The sequence below is a fragment of the Actinomycetospora endophytica genome, assembly GCF_021026375.1.
Lineage (GTDB): Bacteria > Actinomycetota > Actinomycetes > Mycobacteriales > Pseudonocardiaceae > Actinomycetospora > Actinomycetospora endophytica.
Window position 1 is genome coordinate 1,236,565 of record NZ_JAJNDB010000001.1, and the last position, 15,662, is coordinate 1,252,226.

General features: G+C 73.3%; 13 protein-coding genes and 1 tRNA gene. 6 read left to right on the forward strand and 8 right to left on the reverse strand.

Annotated elements, in window-relative coordinates:
* Positions 1–208 precede the first annotated feature (208 nt).
* Positions 209–781: a dCTP deaminase gene (dcd, locus tag LQ327_RS06065; RefSeq protein ID WP_230730611.1), complete on the forward strand. Its 573-nt coding sequence runs from the start codon at positions 209–211 to the stop codon at positions 779–781.
* Between the two features lie 70 nt (positions 782–851).
* On the opposite strand, the gene LQ327_RS34580 is transcribed toward dcd, so the two are convergent.
* Positions 852–2,567, reverse strand: coding sequence for a diguanylate cyclase domain-containing protein (locus LQ327_RS34580; protein ID WP_230730612.1), 1,716 nt, complete (start codon positions 2,565–2,567; stop codon positions 852–854).
* 247 nt (positions 2,568–2,814) lie between these two features.
* Positions 2,815–3,453: a hypothetical protein gene (locus LQ327_RS06075; RefSeq protein ID WP_230730613.1), complete on the reverse strand. Its 639-nt coding sequence runs from the start codon at positions 3,451–3,453 to the stop codon at positions 2,815–2,817.
* Between the two features lie 270 nt (positions 3,454–3,723).
* On the opposite strand from LQ327_RS06075, the gene LQ327_RS06080 reads away from it, so the two are divergent.
* Positions 3,724–3,797: transfer RNA gene (locus LQ327_RS06080), tRNA-Gly, on the forward strand.
* Positions 3,798–3,869: 72 nt separating this feature from the next.
* Here the strand turns inward: LQ327_RS06080 and LQ327_RS06085 are convergent.
* The gene (locus LQ327_RS06085; RefSeq protein WP_230730614.1) at positions 3,870–5,306 is read right to left on the reverse strand and encodes an FAD-binding oxidoreductase; all 1,437 of its coding nucleotides are present in this window, start codon (positions 5,304–5,306) and stop codon (positions 3,870–3,872) included.
* 260 nt (positions 5,307–5,566) lie between these two features.
* Here LQ327_RS06085 and LQ327_RS06090 point away from each other — a divergent pair, with 260 nt between their 5' ends.
* The 3 genes from LQ327_RS06090 (at position 5,567) to LQ327_RS06100 (ending at position 8,707) form a co-directional block, all read left to right on the forward strand.
* Positions 5,567–6,499 carry an alpha/beta hydrolase gene (locus LQ327_RS06090; protein ID WP_230730615.1) on the forward strand — a complete coding sequence of 311 codons (933 nt, stop codon included), beginning with the start codon at positions 5,567–5,569 and terminating at the stop codon, positions 6,497–6,499.
* Positions 6,500–7,041: 542 nt separating this feature from the next.
* A complete protein-coding gene (locus tag LQ327_RS34585) occupies positions 7,042–7,845 on the forward strand; it encodes a transglycosylase SLT domain-containing protein (RefSeq protein ID WP_230730616.1) in 804 nt (267 codons plus the stop codon).
* A 19-nt stretch (positions 7,846–7,864) separates the two neighbouring features.
* Complete coding sequence (locus LQ327_RS06100; RefSeq protein ID WP_230730617.1) at positions 7,865–8,707, forward strand: oxidoreductase; 843 nt, start codon at positions 7,865–7,867, stop codon at positions 8,705–8,707.
* 68 nt (positions 8,708–8,775) lie between these two features.
* Here LQ327_RS06100 and LQ327_RS06105 read toward each other — a convergent pair whose 3' ends face one another.
* The 4 genes from LQ327_RS06105 to LQ327_RS06120 are packed head-to-tail and all read right to left on the reverse strand — an operon-like array spanning position 8,776 to position 13,374.
* Positions 8,776–10,656 carry a propionyl-CoA synthetase gene (locus tag LQ327_RS06105; RefSeq protein WP_230730618.1) on the reverse strand — a complete coding sequence of 627 codons (1,881 nt, stop codon included), beginning with the start codon at positions 10,654–10,656 and terminating at the stop codon, positions 8,776–8,778.
* A gap of 59 nt (positions 10,657–10,715) precedes the next feature.
* Positions 10,716–12,035, reverse strand: coding sequence for an amidohydrolase family protein (locus tag LQ327_RS06110; RefSeq protein WP_230730619.1), 1,320 nt, complete (start codon positions 12,033–12,035; stop codon positions 10,716–10,718).
* 14 nt (positions 12,036–12,049) lie between these two features.
* A complete protein-coding gene (locus LQ327_RS06115) occupies positions 12,050–12,595 on the reverse strand; it encodes a hypothetical protein (protein WP_230730620.1) in 546 nt (181 codons plus the stop codon).
* 59 nt (positions 12,596–12,654) lie between these two features.
* Complete coding sequence (locus LQ327_RS06120; protein WP_230730621.1) at positions 12,655–13,374, reverse strand: TetR/AcrR family transcriptional regulator; 720 nt, start codon at positions 13,372–13,374, stop codon at positions 12,655–12,657.
* A gap of 50 nt (positions 13,375–13,424) precedes the next feature.
* On the opposite strand from LQ327_RS06120, the gene LQ327_RS06125 reads away from it, so the two are divergent.
* Positions 13,425–14,945: an FAD-dependent monooxygenase gene (locus LQ327_RS06125; protein ID WP_230730622.1), complete on the forward strand. Its 1,521-nt coding sequence runs from the start codon at positions 13,425–13,427 to the stop codon at positions 14,943–14,945.
* Between the two features lies 1 nt (position 14,946).
* On the opposite strand, the gene LQ327_RS06130 is transcribed toward LQ327_RS06125, so the two are convergent.
* Positions 14,947–15,657 (reverse strand): NYN domain-containing protein, encoded by a 711-nt coding sequence (locus LQ327_RS06130; RefSeq protein WP_230730623.1) that lies wholly within the window; start codon positions 15,655–15,657, stop codon positions 14,947–14,949.
* Between the last annotated feature and the right edge of the window lie 5 nt (positions 15,658–15,662).

The window sequence follows — 15,662 nt, forward strand, 5'->3', positions numbered from 1 at the left end:
GGTCGATCTGTTCGATCGGAGGGGCCCTTCGCTCGTTCAGGAGGCGCCGCGCGGGGCGATCTTGTGCTCGCGTCCCGGCGGCCGCCCCACCGCGACGGGCACACCACACACCCCGCGAGGCCTCCGTACCTGCGCCGTGTGCCCCTCGTCGAACATGCGCCACCCGCCCGGGACTCGGCGTGTCGCGTTCCGCCGATAGTGTGCGTGGGTGCTGCTCTCCGACCGCGACGTCCGCGCCGAGATCGCCGCCGGCCGGGTCGCGCTCGACCCGTTCGACGAGACGCTGCTGCAGCCCTCGAGCGTGGACCTGCGCCTGGACCGGCACTTCCGGACGTTCAACAACCATGCCTACACCCACATCGACCCGGCGCTGCAGCAGGACGACCTGACGCGCATGGTCGAGCCCCCGGAGGACGAGGCGTTCGTCCTGCACCCCGGCGAGTTCGTGCTCGGCTCGACCTACGAGGTCATCACGCTGCCGGACGACATCGCGGGGCGGTTGGAGGGGAAGTCGAGCCTCGGCCGGCTGGGCCTGCTGACCCACTCGACGGCGGGGTTCATCGACCCGGGGTTCTCGGGGCACGTGACGCTGGAGCTGTCCAACGTCGCGAACCTGCCGATCCGGTTGTGGCCGGGCATGAAGGTCGGCCAGCTGTGCCTCTTCCGGCTGTCCTCGCCGTCGGAGCACCCGTACGGCTCACCGGTCTACGGATCGCGCTACCAGGACCAGCGGGGCCCGACGCCGTCGCGCTCCTACGTCAACTTCCGCCGCGGGCTGTAGGTGCGCTTCGCGCTCGTGAGCAGTAATTGACGCCATAACGTCAATTAGTGCTCACGGGCGCGCAGCGCACCTACCCGACCAGCTGACCCGCGCGATGCACCCGGTTGCGGCCGGAGTTCTTCGCGGAGTAGAGCGCACGGTCGGCCTCGGAGACGAGCCCCTCGCCGTCGCCGGCGTGCTCGGGCAGCGTCGCGATCCCGAAGGACGCGGTGACGAGCTGGCGTCCGCCGCGCTTGAAGTCGGTCTCGACGCGCTCGCGCAGACGCTCGGCGAGGGCGACGGCGTCGTCCGGGCCGCCCTCGGTGATGAGGATGGCGAACTCCTCGCCGCCGTAGCGGTAGGCCGTCTCGCCGTCGCGCATCGAGGCGCGCAGCGTGCTGGCGACCTCCTGCAGGACGACGTCGCCCTGCTGGTGGCCGTAGCGGTCGTTGAGCTCCTTGAAGTGGTCCAGATCGAGCATGATCACCGACATCGGGTGGCCGTGGCGCTTGGCGTTCGCGACGGCGGTGTCGAGGTCGGCGCCGAGCCGGCGGCGGTTGGCGAGCTGGGTGAGCGGGTCGTACTGGGAGAGCCGTTCGGTCGCGGCGTGCAGGCGGCTCGCCTCGATCGAGGAGCCGGCGAGGGTCGCGAGCATCTCGACGGCGGACAGCGCCTGGCCGTCGACCTCCCCCTCGGTGCCGTCGAAGCACTCGAGGACGCCGATCACGCGCGCGCCGACGACGAGCGGCACGGCCACCGAGGCGGCGTCGTCCGTGTCCGGGTCGCCCCGCGAGATCTGCCCGTACCGGGCGGACCGACCGACCACGCCCACCCCGAGGCTGCAGTGCGACTCCAGCGGCGGGACGGCGCCGCGCTCCGAGTCGTACGCCAGCTCCAGGCCGCCGCCGTCCTCGTCGAGCAGCCACAGCATCACGCGGCCGTCGGTGACCGCGACGGCGGCCTGCACGGTGGAGTCGACGACGTAGCGGGTGTTCAGCGAGCCGGCGATCTCCCGGGTCATGATCAGGATGGTTCGGAGGCGGTCGGTCTGCGCCTGGAGGCGTTCGGCCTGGGCGGTGGTCTCCTCCTGCTGGTGTCGCAGGGCCACCGTCATGTCGGCCAGACCGTCACGCAGGGCGACGAGTTCGGCCGAGCCCGCCACGGGCTCGGGCGGATACAGCCGGCCCTCGGAGATCCCCCGTACCGAGGCGAGGAGCCCGTCGACGGGCGCGACGACGTGACGCTCGAGACGCCGACGACCACGGAGCGCGACCACGAGCGTCACGAGGCCGACCATGACGAGCAGCCCGGCGATCCACCACTGGGAGAGGCTGGCCGAGCGCTGGTTGTCGTCGATCGCGACGAGCGTCGCCGCACGGGTGTCGTCCTTGCGGTCCCGGTAGCTGTCGAACAGCGCCTTGCCCTGGAGCAGGAACGCCTCGGTGCCGCCGGGCGGCGGGATCTGGCGGGCGGCGTCGGCCCACTCGGTACGCCAGCGCTGCTGGGCCAGCAGCAGCTGCAGGACGTTCTGCCGGAGCGCGGGCTCCTCGAGCAGGTTGACCATCTGGGTGTCCGCGGCCGCGAGGGCCGGGCTCGACTTCGTGGCCTCGTCGGCGAAGAACTTGTCGCCGGTCGCGAGGTATCCGCGCAGCGAGGAGTCCATGTCGAGCATGGCCTGGTTCGAGTCCTCGATCGCGAGGAGACCGGCCTGCAGGCGGTCCTCGGCGGGCCCGGTCACCCCGGCGCTGAACAGCACGCGGGCGACGACGAGCAGCACGATGACGAGCGCCGCGACCGACACGGTCACGCCGAGACGCTGGACCTCGGTGATCAACCTCGGCGCCCGTCTCACCCGCCCACACCCCTCCGAGGGTTCAGCCCCTCACGGGTCCCGGCCCGCCGGCCGGAACCCTCCCCCATTCACATCACCACTCGGAGGCATGACGTTAGCCGCTCCGGGGAACTCGTCACAGGTTTCCCGGAGCGGGAGGTGAGACTCTCGCGCTGTACAGGGCCGTACGGGCGAATGTGCTGCGCCGACAGGGCGCAGACCGTCACGCGGTGATCGACGAGCGACTGCCACGCCCCGACGGCATCCGGACGACCGTCTGATCGGCCGCGCGATGCCGGTGCGAGGGCGGGGGCGAGAGCAGCCGGTGCACCAGGAGGTCGATCTCGGTGGGGTACGGCATGCCGCCCGCCGGCGAGGTCTGCCAGGCCGCGAGCTCGGCGACGGCGGCCTGCGTCGCGGCCGTCTCCGCCGTGTCCGGCTCGACGGTCAGGTGGAGCACCGGCAGCCCCAGCCTCACCGCGCTGCGGGTGGCGGCGAGGGCCGCTTCGGTGCCGCCGCGGACGACCACCCCCGCCGGCGCGTCCTCGGCGAGCAGCGCGTCGAGGCGCACCAGCATGTGCGCCGCCTCCTGGGCCCAGTTCTCGCAGGGGCCGTCGAGCAGGAGGAGGCGGCCGGCCGGGGCGTCGAGGTCGTCGAGGGCGGCGTCGACGTCGAGGGGCTCGGGTCCGGTGGCGACCAGGACGGGGTGCACGTGCCCGCCCACGTCCTGCTGGCGCGCGGGACGTCCGAGGGGCGCGAGGGCGGCGGCGTCGTCCGCGGTGGCGACGACCACGAAGAGGTCCGGCGTCATCGCGCCGGCACCGCCCTCGTCCCCCTCGACCGAGTACTCACGGAGCGTCATGTTCACCTACTTCGACGTCGGTGGTCCTACACCCACCGCAACAGCACACACCACATCGGCCCGACAGGACAGGCGGTTGCTCCAGGATTACCGCTTGGGCTCAATCGTTTCGACGCTGCGTGACCACGGCGCTCGCAATCCGTCCGAGACCATGCCGTGATCCGAGTGAGTTACACCCATGTCGTTGCGGTATGCGCGGGACCGTCCGGGCCCGGCTCAGGGGGTCGACCGACGGGGCCTGGCGTCCGTGTAGGGTGATTGGCGCAGCAGGCGAGTGTAGTTCAATGGTAGAACATCAGCTTCCCAAGCTGAGAACGCGGGTTCGATTCCCGTCACTCGCTCCACGAAGGTTTTCCCCAGCTCACGGGCCCGCCGCCGGAACATCCGGAGGCGGGCCGTCGTCGTTCGGTGCCCGCTCAGGGGCTCGGCCGCACGTTGTTGTTCAGCCGGAAGAAGTTCTCCGGGTCGTACTCCGCCTTGACCTTCCCCAGCCGTCGCAGGTTGCGTCCGAAGGCGCTCGCCACGTTGGCGTCCAGGGGCTCGTCGTCCAGCCCGGTGAAGTTGAGGAACGGCATCCCGTTCCCGTAGCGCGTCATCTCCTGCCACGCCGACCGGGTCCACGCGATCGCGGACGCGTCGTCGGCCGGATCGGTCCACATGCTGTCGAACGACACCATGAACGGCGCGGACCGCTCGGCGAACGCCGTCTCCTCGGGGCCGAGGTCGTGCACGGCGCCGCCGAAGTGGAAGGTGTTGGTGAGGCTCCTGGGACTGGGCCGGTTCGCTGCACGGGCGGCGATCGCGTCGATCGCGTCGTCGGTGAGTTCGTCCAGGTACTGCGACTTCCAATAGGCCCGCAGCGTCTGGCGTGGGAAGAACGGGTCGAACGCCGACTGCACCGCCGTGTAGGGCATCGGCTGGGACATGTCGAACAACGGAGCGCCCAGCTCCCGCAGGGGCTGCAGCGTCGCCATCCCGGCATCGACGTCCCCGCAGTGGACCGCGCCGACGATCGCGACGGGACGATCGTGGATCACGTCCGGCATGTCCGGATCCGCCGGGAAGGTCGTCGTCACGATGAACGAGGTGACCTCCCGGGGGGCCTCGAGGACATAGCTGCGCCACCCGCGCTCGATCCGTCCGAGCTCCTCGAGCGGATAGAACACGCCGGCGAAGGCGACCATCGGTCCCACCGGATGCAGCCGGAAGGTGAAGGAGGTGACGATCCCGAAGTTCCCGCCGCCCCCGCGCAGCGCCCAGAACAGATCCGGGTTCTGCTCGGCGGACGCGGTCACCACCCGACCGTCGGCCAGGACCACCTGGGCCTCGACGAGGTTGTCGCACGCCAGCCCGTACCTGGTGTCGAGGTGGCCGTAGCCCCCGCCGAGCGTGAGGCCGGCGACACCGGTCTCGGACACCCGACCGAGCGGGGTCGCGAGCCCGAACGCCTGGGTCTCGCGATCGATGTCGCCGAGCAGGGCGCCGCCCTGGACGTGGGCCAGTCGGCGATGGGGATCGACCTGGACACCGCGCATGAGCGACAGGTCGATGAGCATGCCGTCGGCCACCGAGGACAGGCCCGCCACCGAGTGCCCGCCGCCGCGGACCCCGACCAGGAGTCCGTGCTCGCGGGCGAAGCCGACGGCGTCCACGACGTCCGCCGTCCCGGTGCAGCGGGTCGAGATCGACGGCCGTTCGGTGTGCATGGCGTTCCAGGCGACGCGCGGCTCGGTCGTGGCATCAGCCCCGTCGGGAGCCGTGACCGGACCGCGCAGGTGGGCCCGCAGGTCCTCCAGCACCGCCGCGCCCAGCTGCTCCCGCGAACCGTCCGGCCTGATCGCCGTCACAGTCATGACTACTCACCTCTCCCGCCGCGCACGATGGTCGGTCATCGACCACTCCAGGTGACGATAGGACCGATACCGAGATCGAAGCGCCATTCGTTCGGACGCTTGACGGAGCAGAGTTGTCACGTCACGTCGCGACCTCAGATGCAGAGGCCACCTACACGCTTCCGGGGAGACCGGGCGGGGTCCGAGCACGGCCGAGCGGCACCCGAGGCTCGTGTCGACCGGCGGAGCGGGAGCAGGACGCCCGTGCCAGGCTCGCCGGGGTGAGCAGCGCCCTGGATCCCGAGCTCGCCACCGCGATCGATCGACTCGCCGCCGACGGCTGGCTCCCCCTCACCCGCGAGGACACCGCCGAGGCACGACGCAACTACCGCGACCTCGCGCTGATCCGCCGCGGAGCGGGAGACCAGCCCGTCGCCTCGGTCCACGACGACGTGGTCGAGAGCCCGGACGCGGACGTCGTGGTGCGTGTCTACACCCCCGAGGCGCCCCGGGACCTCACCGTCGTGTGGCTGCACGGCGGCGGCTGGGTGCTCGGCGACCTCGACACCGCGGACGCTGCCGCCCGCCGCGTCTGCCATCACCTCGGGGCCACGGTCGTGTCAGCCGACTACCGCCTCGCCCCCGAGCACCCGCACCCCGCGCCGCTGCAGGACGCGCACGCCGTCCTGCGCTGGGCGTCGGGTCGGCCCGGGCGGCTCGTCGTCGGCGGGGACAGCGCCGGGGCCGGCATCGCCGCGGGCTGCGCCCTGCTCGCCCGCGACTGGGGCCCGCGGCTCGACGCGCAGCTGCTCCTCTATCCCGGGCTCGACCCGACGATGTCGCACCCGAGCGTCACCGAGAACGCCGGCGGGCCCTTCCTCACCGCCGCGGACATGCGGTGGTTCTGGGACCGCTACGTGCCCGAGGAGCACGCACGGCTCGATCCGTCGGTGAACCTCGGCGAGGCCGCCCGGCTGGGCGAGCTGGACGACCTCGCCCCCGCCGTCGTCGCGACCGCCGCGCTCGACCCGCTGCGCGACGAGGGCCTCGCGTACGCGGCGGCGCTGTCCGCGGCCAACGTCGGAGTGCGCCTCCTGCACGGGGAGGGACTCGTGCACGGCTACTTCGGACTCGGGTCGGTCTCGGCGGCGGCCCGGGCCGAGGGTGATCGGGCCCTGGACGCACTCGTCGCGCTCCTCGACCCGACGGGCTGAGCGGGCTCGTCTGAGCCCGGACTGAGACGACTGGTCCGAACGCCGCGCTCGCCGCGCCCGGACGCGCCGAGCGCGACGAGAAGCCGGATCCCGTCGGCGGAAGGTCCTCGACCCGCCACTCGGTCGCCTTCCGGTCCGCGGCGGGCCACGGCGCCGCTCGTCCCGACCGTTCGACGCGGTCGCGACGCCGGTCCGAGGCCGGACGGTTCGGTGGGCGGTGGTCTGGGGCCGCCCGGGCTCACCGCGTCCTCACGACGACGGGACCGGATCTCGCTGACGTCGCTGTCCGGTCGACCCGCGTCACGCAGCGAGGTCGCGACCCCGCTATGTTCCACCGGTCCAGATCACGACGAGGTCACGACATCACGCCGGTGTCACGCTCCCCAGCGCCCTCGTCGACAGCGATCCCCTGCGGCGAAGGGCGACCAGTGGCGCGACACGGCATTCCGAGCGGGGCCCCGACATTCGGGGCTACCCGGCCCGGATTCGGCTACACCCCCGCTTTCGCCGCCGCGGCACCTCCGCGCCCGATGCCCTCGCGCGTGGCCGTCCACGACCCGCGTCCCGCGCCGTCCCGTCCGGCGCCCCGATCGCTCTCCGCCGCCACCTCGGGGAAGATCCTCGTCGCGGCCGTGGCCGCGGGCGCGGTCGTCCCCGCCGTCCAGGCGCTCGACTCCTCGCACAGCGCCGAGGCCGAATCCGGCGCCACGACGCAGCTCTCCGCGGCCCAGATGTCGCTCGCGGCCCAGCACGGCGCCCCGGCCGCGGCTGCGGCACCGGCCGCCGCGCCCTCGTCGCAGGCGATCAGCGACGTCACGACGGTCGCCATGTCCAAGTCCGAGCTGGCCGCCGCCGCGAAGCCGGCCGACTCCGGAGTCGACGACCTCAGCAAGGCCATGTCGGTGGCGCGCGAGAACGGGCCGGTGGAGTTCGGCCGGCCCTACACCGCCGGGAACGACAGCAACCTCAACGGCCAGATCGCCCAGGCACTCGGCCTCATGGGGCTGCCCCAGAAGCTCGCGCCCGGGGTCAAGCAGATCATCATGCGGGAGTCCACGGGCAAGCCCGACGCCGTCAACGGCTGGGACTCCAACGCCTCGGCCGGGACGCCGTCGAAGGGGCTCATGCAGCTCATCGACACGACGTTCAAGAACGCGGTGCTCCCCTCGCTCGCCGACAAGGGCATCTTCGACCCGGTCGCGAACATCACCGCGGGCGTCCGCACCATGATCGCCAACCACGGCCTCGACGCCGTGATGGACGGCGGCCTGACGAACTCCTCCGGCGGCTACATCGGCTACGGCGGCGCGAAGCTCCCGACCGACGGGCTGGGTCGCGCCTCCTAGTGCCGGGTAGCCCGGTCGCATGAGCGAACGGGTCTGGTTGATCACCGGTGCGTCCCGCGGCCTCGGCCGGGCGCTGGTGGAGAGGTGCCTCGAGGCGGGCGACACGGTCGTCGCCACCGCCCGGAAGGCATCGACGCTGGAGGACCTGCGCGGGACCTACGGCGACGCGCTGATCGCGAAGGACCTCGATGTCACCGACCGCGACGCGACGTTCCGGGTCGTGCGCGAGGCCGTCGACCAGGTGGGCCGGATCGACGTGCTGGTGGCCAACGCCGGCTACGGGCTCGGCGGCGGGGTCGAGGAGGTCTCCGAGGCCCAGGCGCGCGACCAGGTCGAGGTCAACCTCTTCGGTGCCCTGTGGTCGATGCAGGCGGTGCTGCCGACGATGCGCGCGCAGGGGTCCGGGCACGTCCTCCCGATCTCCTCGGTGGGCGGGGTCGGGGCGTTCCCGAACACCGGGCTCTACCACGCGACGAAGTGGGGACTCGAGGGCATGAGCGAGTCCCTGGCCCAGGAGGTCGCGGGCTTCGGGGTGCGCCTGACGATCATCGAGCCCGGCCCGTTCCGCACCGACTGGAACGGCGGCTCGATGGTGCGCGCCGACCCCGTGCCCGCGTACGACGACGCCCTCGGCGCCCGTCGCGAGGCGATGGACGGGCGCGGGGCCTTCACCCAGCCCGGCGACCCCCGGCGTGCGGCGGACGCGATGCGCGAGGTCGTCGCGTCCGGGGAGCCGCCGCTGCGACTGCTCCTCGGCAACGCGGCCGCCGACCTCGCGCCGAAGCTCTGGCAGCAGCGCATCGACGAGGCGTCCGCGTGGGAGCGGCTCGCCCGCGGGGCGGACTTCCCCGCCGGCGACTAGGTGCGCTGCGCGCTCGTGAGCAGTAATTGACGCCCAGGCATCAATTACTGCTCACGAGCCGCAGGCACCTACCCCTTCTGCAGCACCGGGCGCAGCGTGTCGAGCACCGTCGCGTCGTCGATCGTCGAGGGCACCATCGCGTCCTGGCCGTCGGCGATCTGGCGCATCGTCTTGCGCAGCACCTTGCCGGAGCGGGTCTTGGGCAGCGCGGGCACCACGGCGACGTCCTTGAACGAGGCCACCGCGCCCACCTCGTCGCGCACCAGCGCGACGAGCTCCGGGCCGATCTCGTCCTCGCCGCGCGTCACGCCCGCCTTGAGCACGACGAGCCCGCGGGGCACCTGGCCCTTGAGCGAGTCGGCCACGCCGATCACCGCGCACTCGGCGACGTCGGGGTGCCCGGCCAGCACCTCCTCCATCGAGCCGGTGGAGAGGCGGTGGCCGGCCACGTTGATCACGTCGTCGGTGCGGCCCATGACGAAGACGTAGCCGTCCTCGTCGAGGTAGCCGCCGTCGCCGGTGAGGTAGTAACCGTCGTAGCGCGACATGTACGACTCGCGGAACCGCTCGTCGTCGTCCCACAGCGTCTGCAGGCAGCCCGGGGGCATCGGGAGCTTGACGACGATCGCGCCCTCCTCCCCGGCGGGCAGCTGGGAGCCGTCGACGTCGAGGACCTCGACCTGGAAGCCGGGCACCGGCACCGAGGGTGAGCCGGCCTTGAGCTCGAGGGGCTCGAGGCCGCGCAGGTTCGCCGCGATCGGCCAGCCGGTCTCGGTCTGCCACCAGTGGTCCACCACCGGCACGCCGAGCTTCTCGGAGGCCCAGTGCCACGTCTCGGGGTCGAGCCGCTCACCGGCGAGGAAGAGCGTCTGCAGCGAGGAGATGTCGTAGTCGGCGAGCAGTGCGGCGTCCGGGTCCTCCTTCTTGATGCCCCGGAACGCGGTGGGCGCCGTGAAGAGCGCCTTCACCTGGTGGTCCTGGATGACCCGCCAGAAGGCCCCGGCGTCCGGGGTCCCGACCGGCTTGCCCTCGTAGAGGATCGTCGTCGCCCCGGTGAGCAGCGGCGCGTAGACGATGTAGGAGTGCCCGACGACCCAGCCGACGTCGGAGGCGGTGAACATGACCTCGCCCGGGCCCACGTCGTAGATCGCCGGCAGCGACCAGCGCAGCGCCACCGCGTGACCGCCGTTGTCCCGCTGGACGCCCTTGGGCTTGCCGGTGGTCCCCGAGGTGTAGAGCACGTAGAGCGGGTCGGTGGCCGCGACGGGCACGCAGTCCGCGGCCTCGGCGCTCCGCATCGCCTTGGCCCAGTCGACGTCACGATCGCCCATGGCCGCCTGGGCCTGCGGGCGCTGCAGGACGATCGAGCGGCCCGGGTCGTGGTCCGCCAGCTCGATCGCGCGGTCGAGCAGCGGCTTGTACTCGATGACCCGCTTGCCCTCGATGCCGCAGGACGCGGACACGATCGCGGAGGGCTTGGCGTCGTCGATGCGCACCGCGAGCTCGCGCGCGGCGAACCCACCGAAGACCACGCTGTGGACCGCGCCCAGCCGCGCGCACGCGAGCATCGCGATCGCGGCCTCGGGGACCATCGGCATGTAGATGATCACCCGGTCGCCCTTGCCGACGCCGACCGAGCGGAGCACCCCGGCGAAGCGCGCGACGAGATCGCGCAGCTCGGCGTAGGTGAACTTCTGCCGGTCGTCGGTCACCGGCGAGTCGTGGATCAGCGCGACCTGGTCACCGCGGCCGGCGTCGACGTGGCGGTCGAGGGCGTTGTGGCAGGTGTTCAGCACGCCGCCTGCGAACCAGCGGGAGAACGGGAGCGCCGAGTCGTCCATGATCGTCTCGGGCTCGGTGTACCAGTCGATGAGCGAGGCGGCCTCACGCCAGAACCCGTTCGGATCGGTCATGCTCCGCTGATACGCCTGCTGGTACTCACCGCTCATGGTGGACGAGGCTGCCACGACGAGTGACCCGACGCACCCGTCCGGACGGACGCCGTTGATCAGCCCTTGATCCGACGACCCGACGTCCGGGCGGCGGTCAGGATCTCCCCCGGATCCACCCGGGTGGGGGCGCGGTCGGCGAGCACCGGCTCGCCCGCGACCCAGACGTCGCGGACCGCCCGGGCGCCGGCCGACCACACCAGGTTGGAGACGAGCTGGGCGTCGTCGTCGGGGTCGACGAAGGCGGGGTCGTCCAGGTCGATGTGGATCAGGTCCGCCCAGGCACCCGGACGCACCCGGCCGAGGTCGTCGCGGCCCAGGGCCTCGGCGCCGCCCGCCGTCGCGAGCCGGAGCACGTCGGCCGCGGTGAGCGCGGTCGCGTCGGCCCCGCGCTGGCGGGCGAACAGTGACGCGAGCCGCTGCTCCTCCCAGAGGTCGAGGTCGTCGTTCGAGGCGGGCGAGTCGGTGCCGAGCCCGACCCGCAGCCCCGCGGTGAGCATCTCGGCGACCTTCGCGACGCCGGCCGCGAGCTTGGCGTTCGAGCCCGGGCAGTGCGCCACCGCGACGTCGTGCCGGGCGAAGATCTCCATGTCCTGGTCGGAGAGCTGGATGGCGTGCGCGGCGAGCACGCGGCCGTCGAGGCTGCCGGTCGTCTCGAGCATCGCGGGCACCGAGCCGTAGACCCCGCGGACCTCGTCGTCCTCGCCCTGCGCCTCGGCGACGTGGATGTGCAGCAGGGCGTCCCGCTCCCGGGCGGCGGCGGCCGTCGTCGCGACCGCGTCCGGGCTGAGCGTGTAGGCCGAGTGCGCGCCGTACCCGAGCTCGACGCGCTCGCCCGGCCCGAAGCGCAGTCCGTCGGCGTCGATCCAGCGGGAGATCCCGTCGCGCATCTGCTCCCAGGTGCCGAGCCGGTCCATGCCCGGGGCGGTGATGATCCCCGGCGTCATCACCACCCGGGAGCCAAGCTCGAGGACGGCGTCGACGACGGTGTCCGCCCAGAAGTACATCTCGGTGGAGGTGGTGACGCCGTGGCGCAGCATCTCGAGCCCGCCGGCGAGCATCCCGGTGCGCACGTCCGGCGCCTCGAGGCGCGCCTCGGCGGGCCAGACGACCTCGGTGAGCCAGCGCATCAGCGGCAGGTCGCCGCCCATCCCGCGCAGCAGCGCCAGCGGGGTGTGGGCGTGGGTGTTCACCAGCCCGGGCATGAGCAGGCCGGACAGCGTCGTCGTCGGAGCGCCGGTGGCGGGGGCGTCGGTGCGCGGCCCGACGAAGGTGATCCGCCCGGCGTCGTCGACGTCCACGGCCGCGTCGCGTCGGATCCCCGGGCCCTCGTCGTCGCAGGTCAGGACGATGGGGGCGTGGAATCGCCGGGCGCACATGGCGTCCAGTCTGGTCAGTAGGACGCCAGCGCGGCGAGACGGGTCAGCTGCCGGCGCATCATCACGAGGTCGCCCCAGGCGAGGGCCTGACGGGCCAGGGTCCCGACGACACCGCGGGTCCCGTCGACGACGACGGTCGCGACGAGCCGCGTCCGCTCGCCGTCCGGGCGCACCGCGTAGGTGATCGCGAACTCGGCCACCGGTCCGGGCCCCGGGCGGGCGAGCCGGACCGTGAGGTGCTCGCCGACGACGAACGAGTCGATCACGAACAGGACGAGCAGCGGCTGGCCGTCGCGCAGCTCCTCGGCGCCCGGCGTGAGGGTGCCGGGGCTGCTGCGGGCCCGCGGGAGTCCGCCGCGCGACCGGTCGAGGTTGTCGAGGTGGTCGTAGCTGTAGGGCGCCACGGTGAGCTGGCAGAGCCATCGCCAGAGGTGGTCGCGCGTGGTGGTGGCGGTGGTGCCGCGGGTCCAGCGCGCGACCGGGGCGGGCACGAGCCCGTCGGCGGGGGTCGCCCGTGCGCGCTCGACCGAGGAGGTCCCCCAGTGCTCCGGCGCGTCCACCGCCTCAGTCTGCTCGGGCGCCGCGACGCCCGACCCCTCCCGACGCGGGGGGCCGCGCCTCACCCGTGGGCGAGGCCGTCGACCATCAGGCCGACCGTGAAGTCGAACCGGTCGTGCCCCTCGCCCGCGGTGAGCTCGGCGGCATGACGCGTGGTGTGGGGGAAGGTGGCGGCGGGCAGGGCGGTGAACCGTCGTCGCAGCTCGTCGCGGTCCAGGACCCAGGCGGCGTCGTCGTCGGTCGAGCGCTGCCGCGCGATCGCGGTCTCCAGGCAGTAGGCGGCGACGTAGAGCAGGAGGGCGTCGACGGCCCAGGCCGCGTCCTGCGGGGCGACGCCGCCGCCGAGCAGGATCGCCAGCATGCCCTCGCTGACCCGCACGATCTCCAGGTCGGTCGGGACCATCGCGAGCCCGGCGCGGGAGATCCCGGGGTAGCGCAGGTACTGGTCACGCAACTGGTCGCAGACCCCGCGGACCTGCTCGCGCCAGGCCGCGGGGTCGGGCTCCGGCAGCACCAGCTCGGCGCACAGCCGGCCGATGAGCAGCTCGTCGAGGTCGGCCTTGTTGACGACGTGGGCGTAGAGCGAGGCCGGTCCGGTGTCGAGCGCCCCGGCCAGGCGCCGCATCGTCAGCGCCTCGTAGCCCTCGGCCGCGACGAGGCCCAGCGCGCTGTCGACGACCTGGTCGACGGTGATCGGCGCCGTGCGCCGCGGCCGGGGCGCGGGCTCGCCCTCGGGGTCCGGCGGCCGGTGGCGCGCCGCGCGTCGCTCTCGCGGGTTCACCCGGCCACCCTAGCTTGACTCGAACGTCGTTCGTCTATAGAACGGTGTTCGTGCATGAGAGCCATGACGTGACCGTGGTCGGCGCCGGGCCGGTGGGCCTCGTGCTCGCCGCGGAGCTGGCGCTCGCCGGGGCGTCGGTGCAGGTCCTCGAGCGACTCGCCGAGCCGGCCGGGGCGATGAAGGCGCAGGGGATCAACGTCCCGACGGCCGAGGCCCTCGACCGCCGCGGTCTGCTGCCAGCCGCCGAGGCGATCCAGCGCGAGGTGCTCGAGCGGATCGGGGTGCCCGCGCCGGGGGCGGATCCGGCGCGGCCGACCGGGCACTTCGCGGGCATGGTCCTCGACGCCGACCTGGTGGACTGGTCCGATCCCGACCTCGCCGCGCACGCCGTCGTCGCGGGCGCCCGGATGGTGCCGCAGCCCCAGCTGGAGGCGCTGCTGGCCGAGCACGTCGCGCGGCTCGGCGTTCCGATCCGTCGCCGGGTGGAGGTCACCGCGCTCGAGGCCGGCCCGGACGGCGTGGTCGTCGGCACCACCGCCGGGACGGTGCACACCCGGTGGGTCGTCGGGTGCGACGGCGGGCACAGCGCCGTGCGCCGGCTCGCGGGCATCGACTTCCCGGGAACCGACCCGGAGATCACCGGCTACCAGGCGGTCGCCGACATCGCGGATGCGGAGAAGCTCGCGGACGGCTGGGTGGTGACGCCCCGGGGCGCCTACCGCTGCGGCCCGCAGCCCGGGCGGGTCGCCGTCATGGAGTTCGACGACCCGCCGGCCGACCGCACGGCGCCGATCACCGTCGACGACGTCCAGGCGAGCCTGCGCCGCGTCTCGGGCACCGACGTGACGCTGCGGTCGCTGCGCGGCGCCGCGACCCGCTGGACCGACAACGCCCGGCAGGCCGCGACCTACCGCTCCGGGCGGATCCTGCTGGCCGGCGACGCCGCGCACGTGCACCCGCCGTTCGGCGGCCAGGGCCTCAACCTCGGGGTCGGCGACGCCATGAACCTCGGCTGGAAGCTGGCGGCCGTCCTCACCGGCCGGGCGCCCGACGGGCTGCTCGACACCTACGACGTCGAACGGCGTCCCGTCGGTGCGTGGGTGCTGGACTGGACGCGGGCCCAGACCGGGGTGATGCGCGGCGACGCCAAGTCGGCCGCCGTCCGCGGGGTCGTCGCCGACCTGCTGGACACCCGGGACGGCACGACCTACGCGGTCAAGCAGATCGCCGGGGTCACGCAGCGCGTCGACCTGCCCGGCGACCACCCGCTGGTCGGCCGGTTCGTGCCGGATCTGTGGCTGGCGGACGGTTCCCGCCTCGCCGACCACGGTCACGACGGCGGGTTCCTGCTGCTCGACCGCTCGCCCGACGGCGGGTTCGCCCGGCTCGCGGCGGCCTGGGGCGCCTCGGTGGTCGGTGTGGCCGACGAGGCCCCTGACCGGCGGCCGACCGGGGTGCTGGTGCGCCCGGACGGCGTGGTCGCGTGGGCCACCGACAGCGCCCAACCCATCGGCCTGGAGGACGCGCTGCACCGGTGGGCCGGCGCACCCGAGCACCAGCCGGTGGGCTGAGCTACCGGTCGAGCAGCGAGCGCAGCGACCGGAGCGGTTGCAGCCAGGCACCGCCGGCCGGCAGCGTGTCGAGGCTGACGCGGGGCAGCGGCTCGCGGAAGACCCCGTCGATCTCCTCGAGGTCGAGGAACCCCACGACCTCGGAGGCCACCGCGAACGCGGCGTACTCCCGGAAGCCGATGACGGTGACGCGGACGCCCTGCTCGACGAGGTCCTCGAGCGGCTCGCGGAACGCGCGGCCGTCCCCCGAGGCGACCACGACGTGGACCAGCCCGCCCTCGGCGCGGCGCGCCTGGATGTGGGCGAGCATGTCGTCGTCGACGTCGGAGTCCTCGGTCGACTTGGGCTTGGCGAAGACCGCGAACCCGACGTTGCGCAGCGCCTCGACCCAGGGGCGCACGATCTCCGTCGACCCCGGCACGACGTTGGTGAACACCGTCGCCTCGGCGAGCCCGTCCGGTCCGGCGAGCCCGAGCAGCCAGCGGCCGACGGCGTCGAAGCGCGGCCGGAACGCCGAGGTCGGGCGCGCGCCGAGCAGCGACCCGAGACTCATGTCCATGTTCGGCGCGTCCCAGACGAGCAGGGTGCGCCCCGGTCCCTCGTGCTCGACGACGGGTGTGTGCTCGGTGTCCGACGCACCGCCGGCCAGTCCGTCCGGGGTGCTCACGGGGTGCGCGAGGTCGGCCGGGGACGGCAGCGGGGAGGGTGACACGGGGG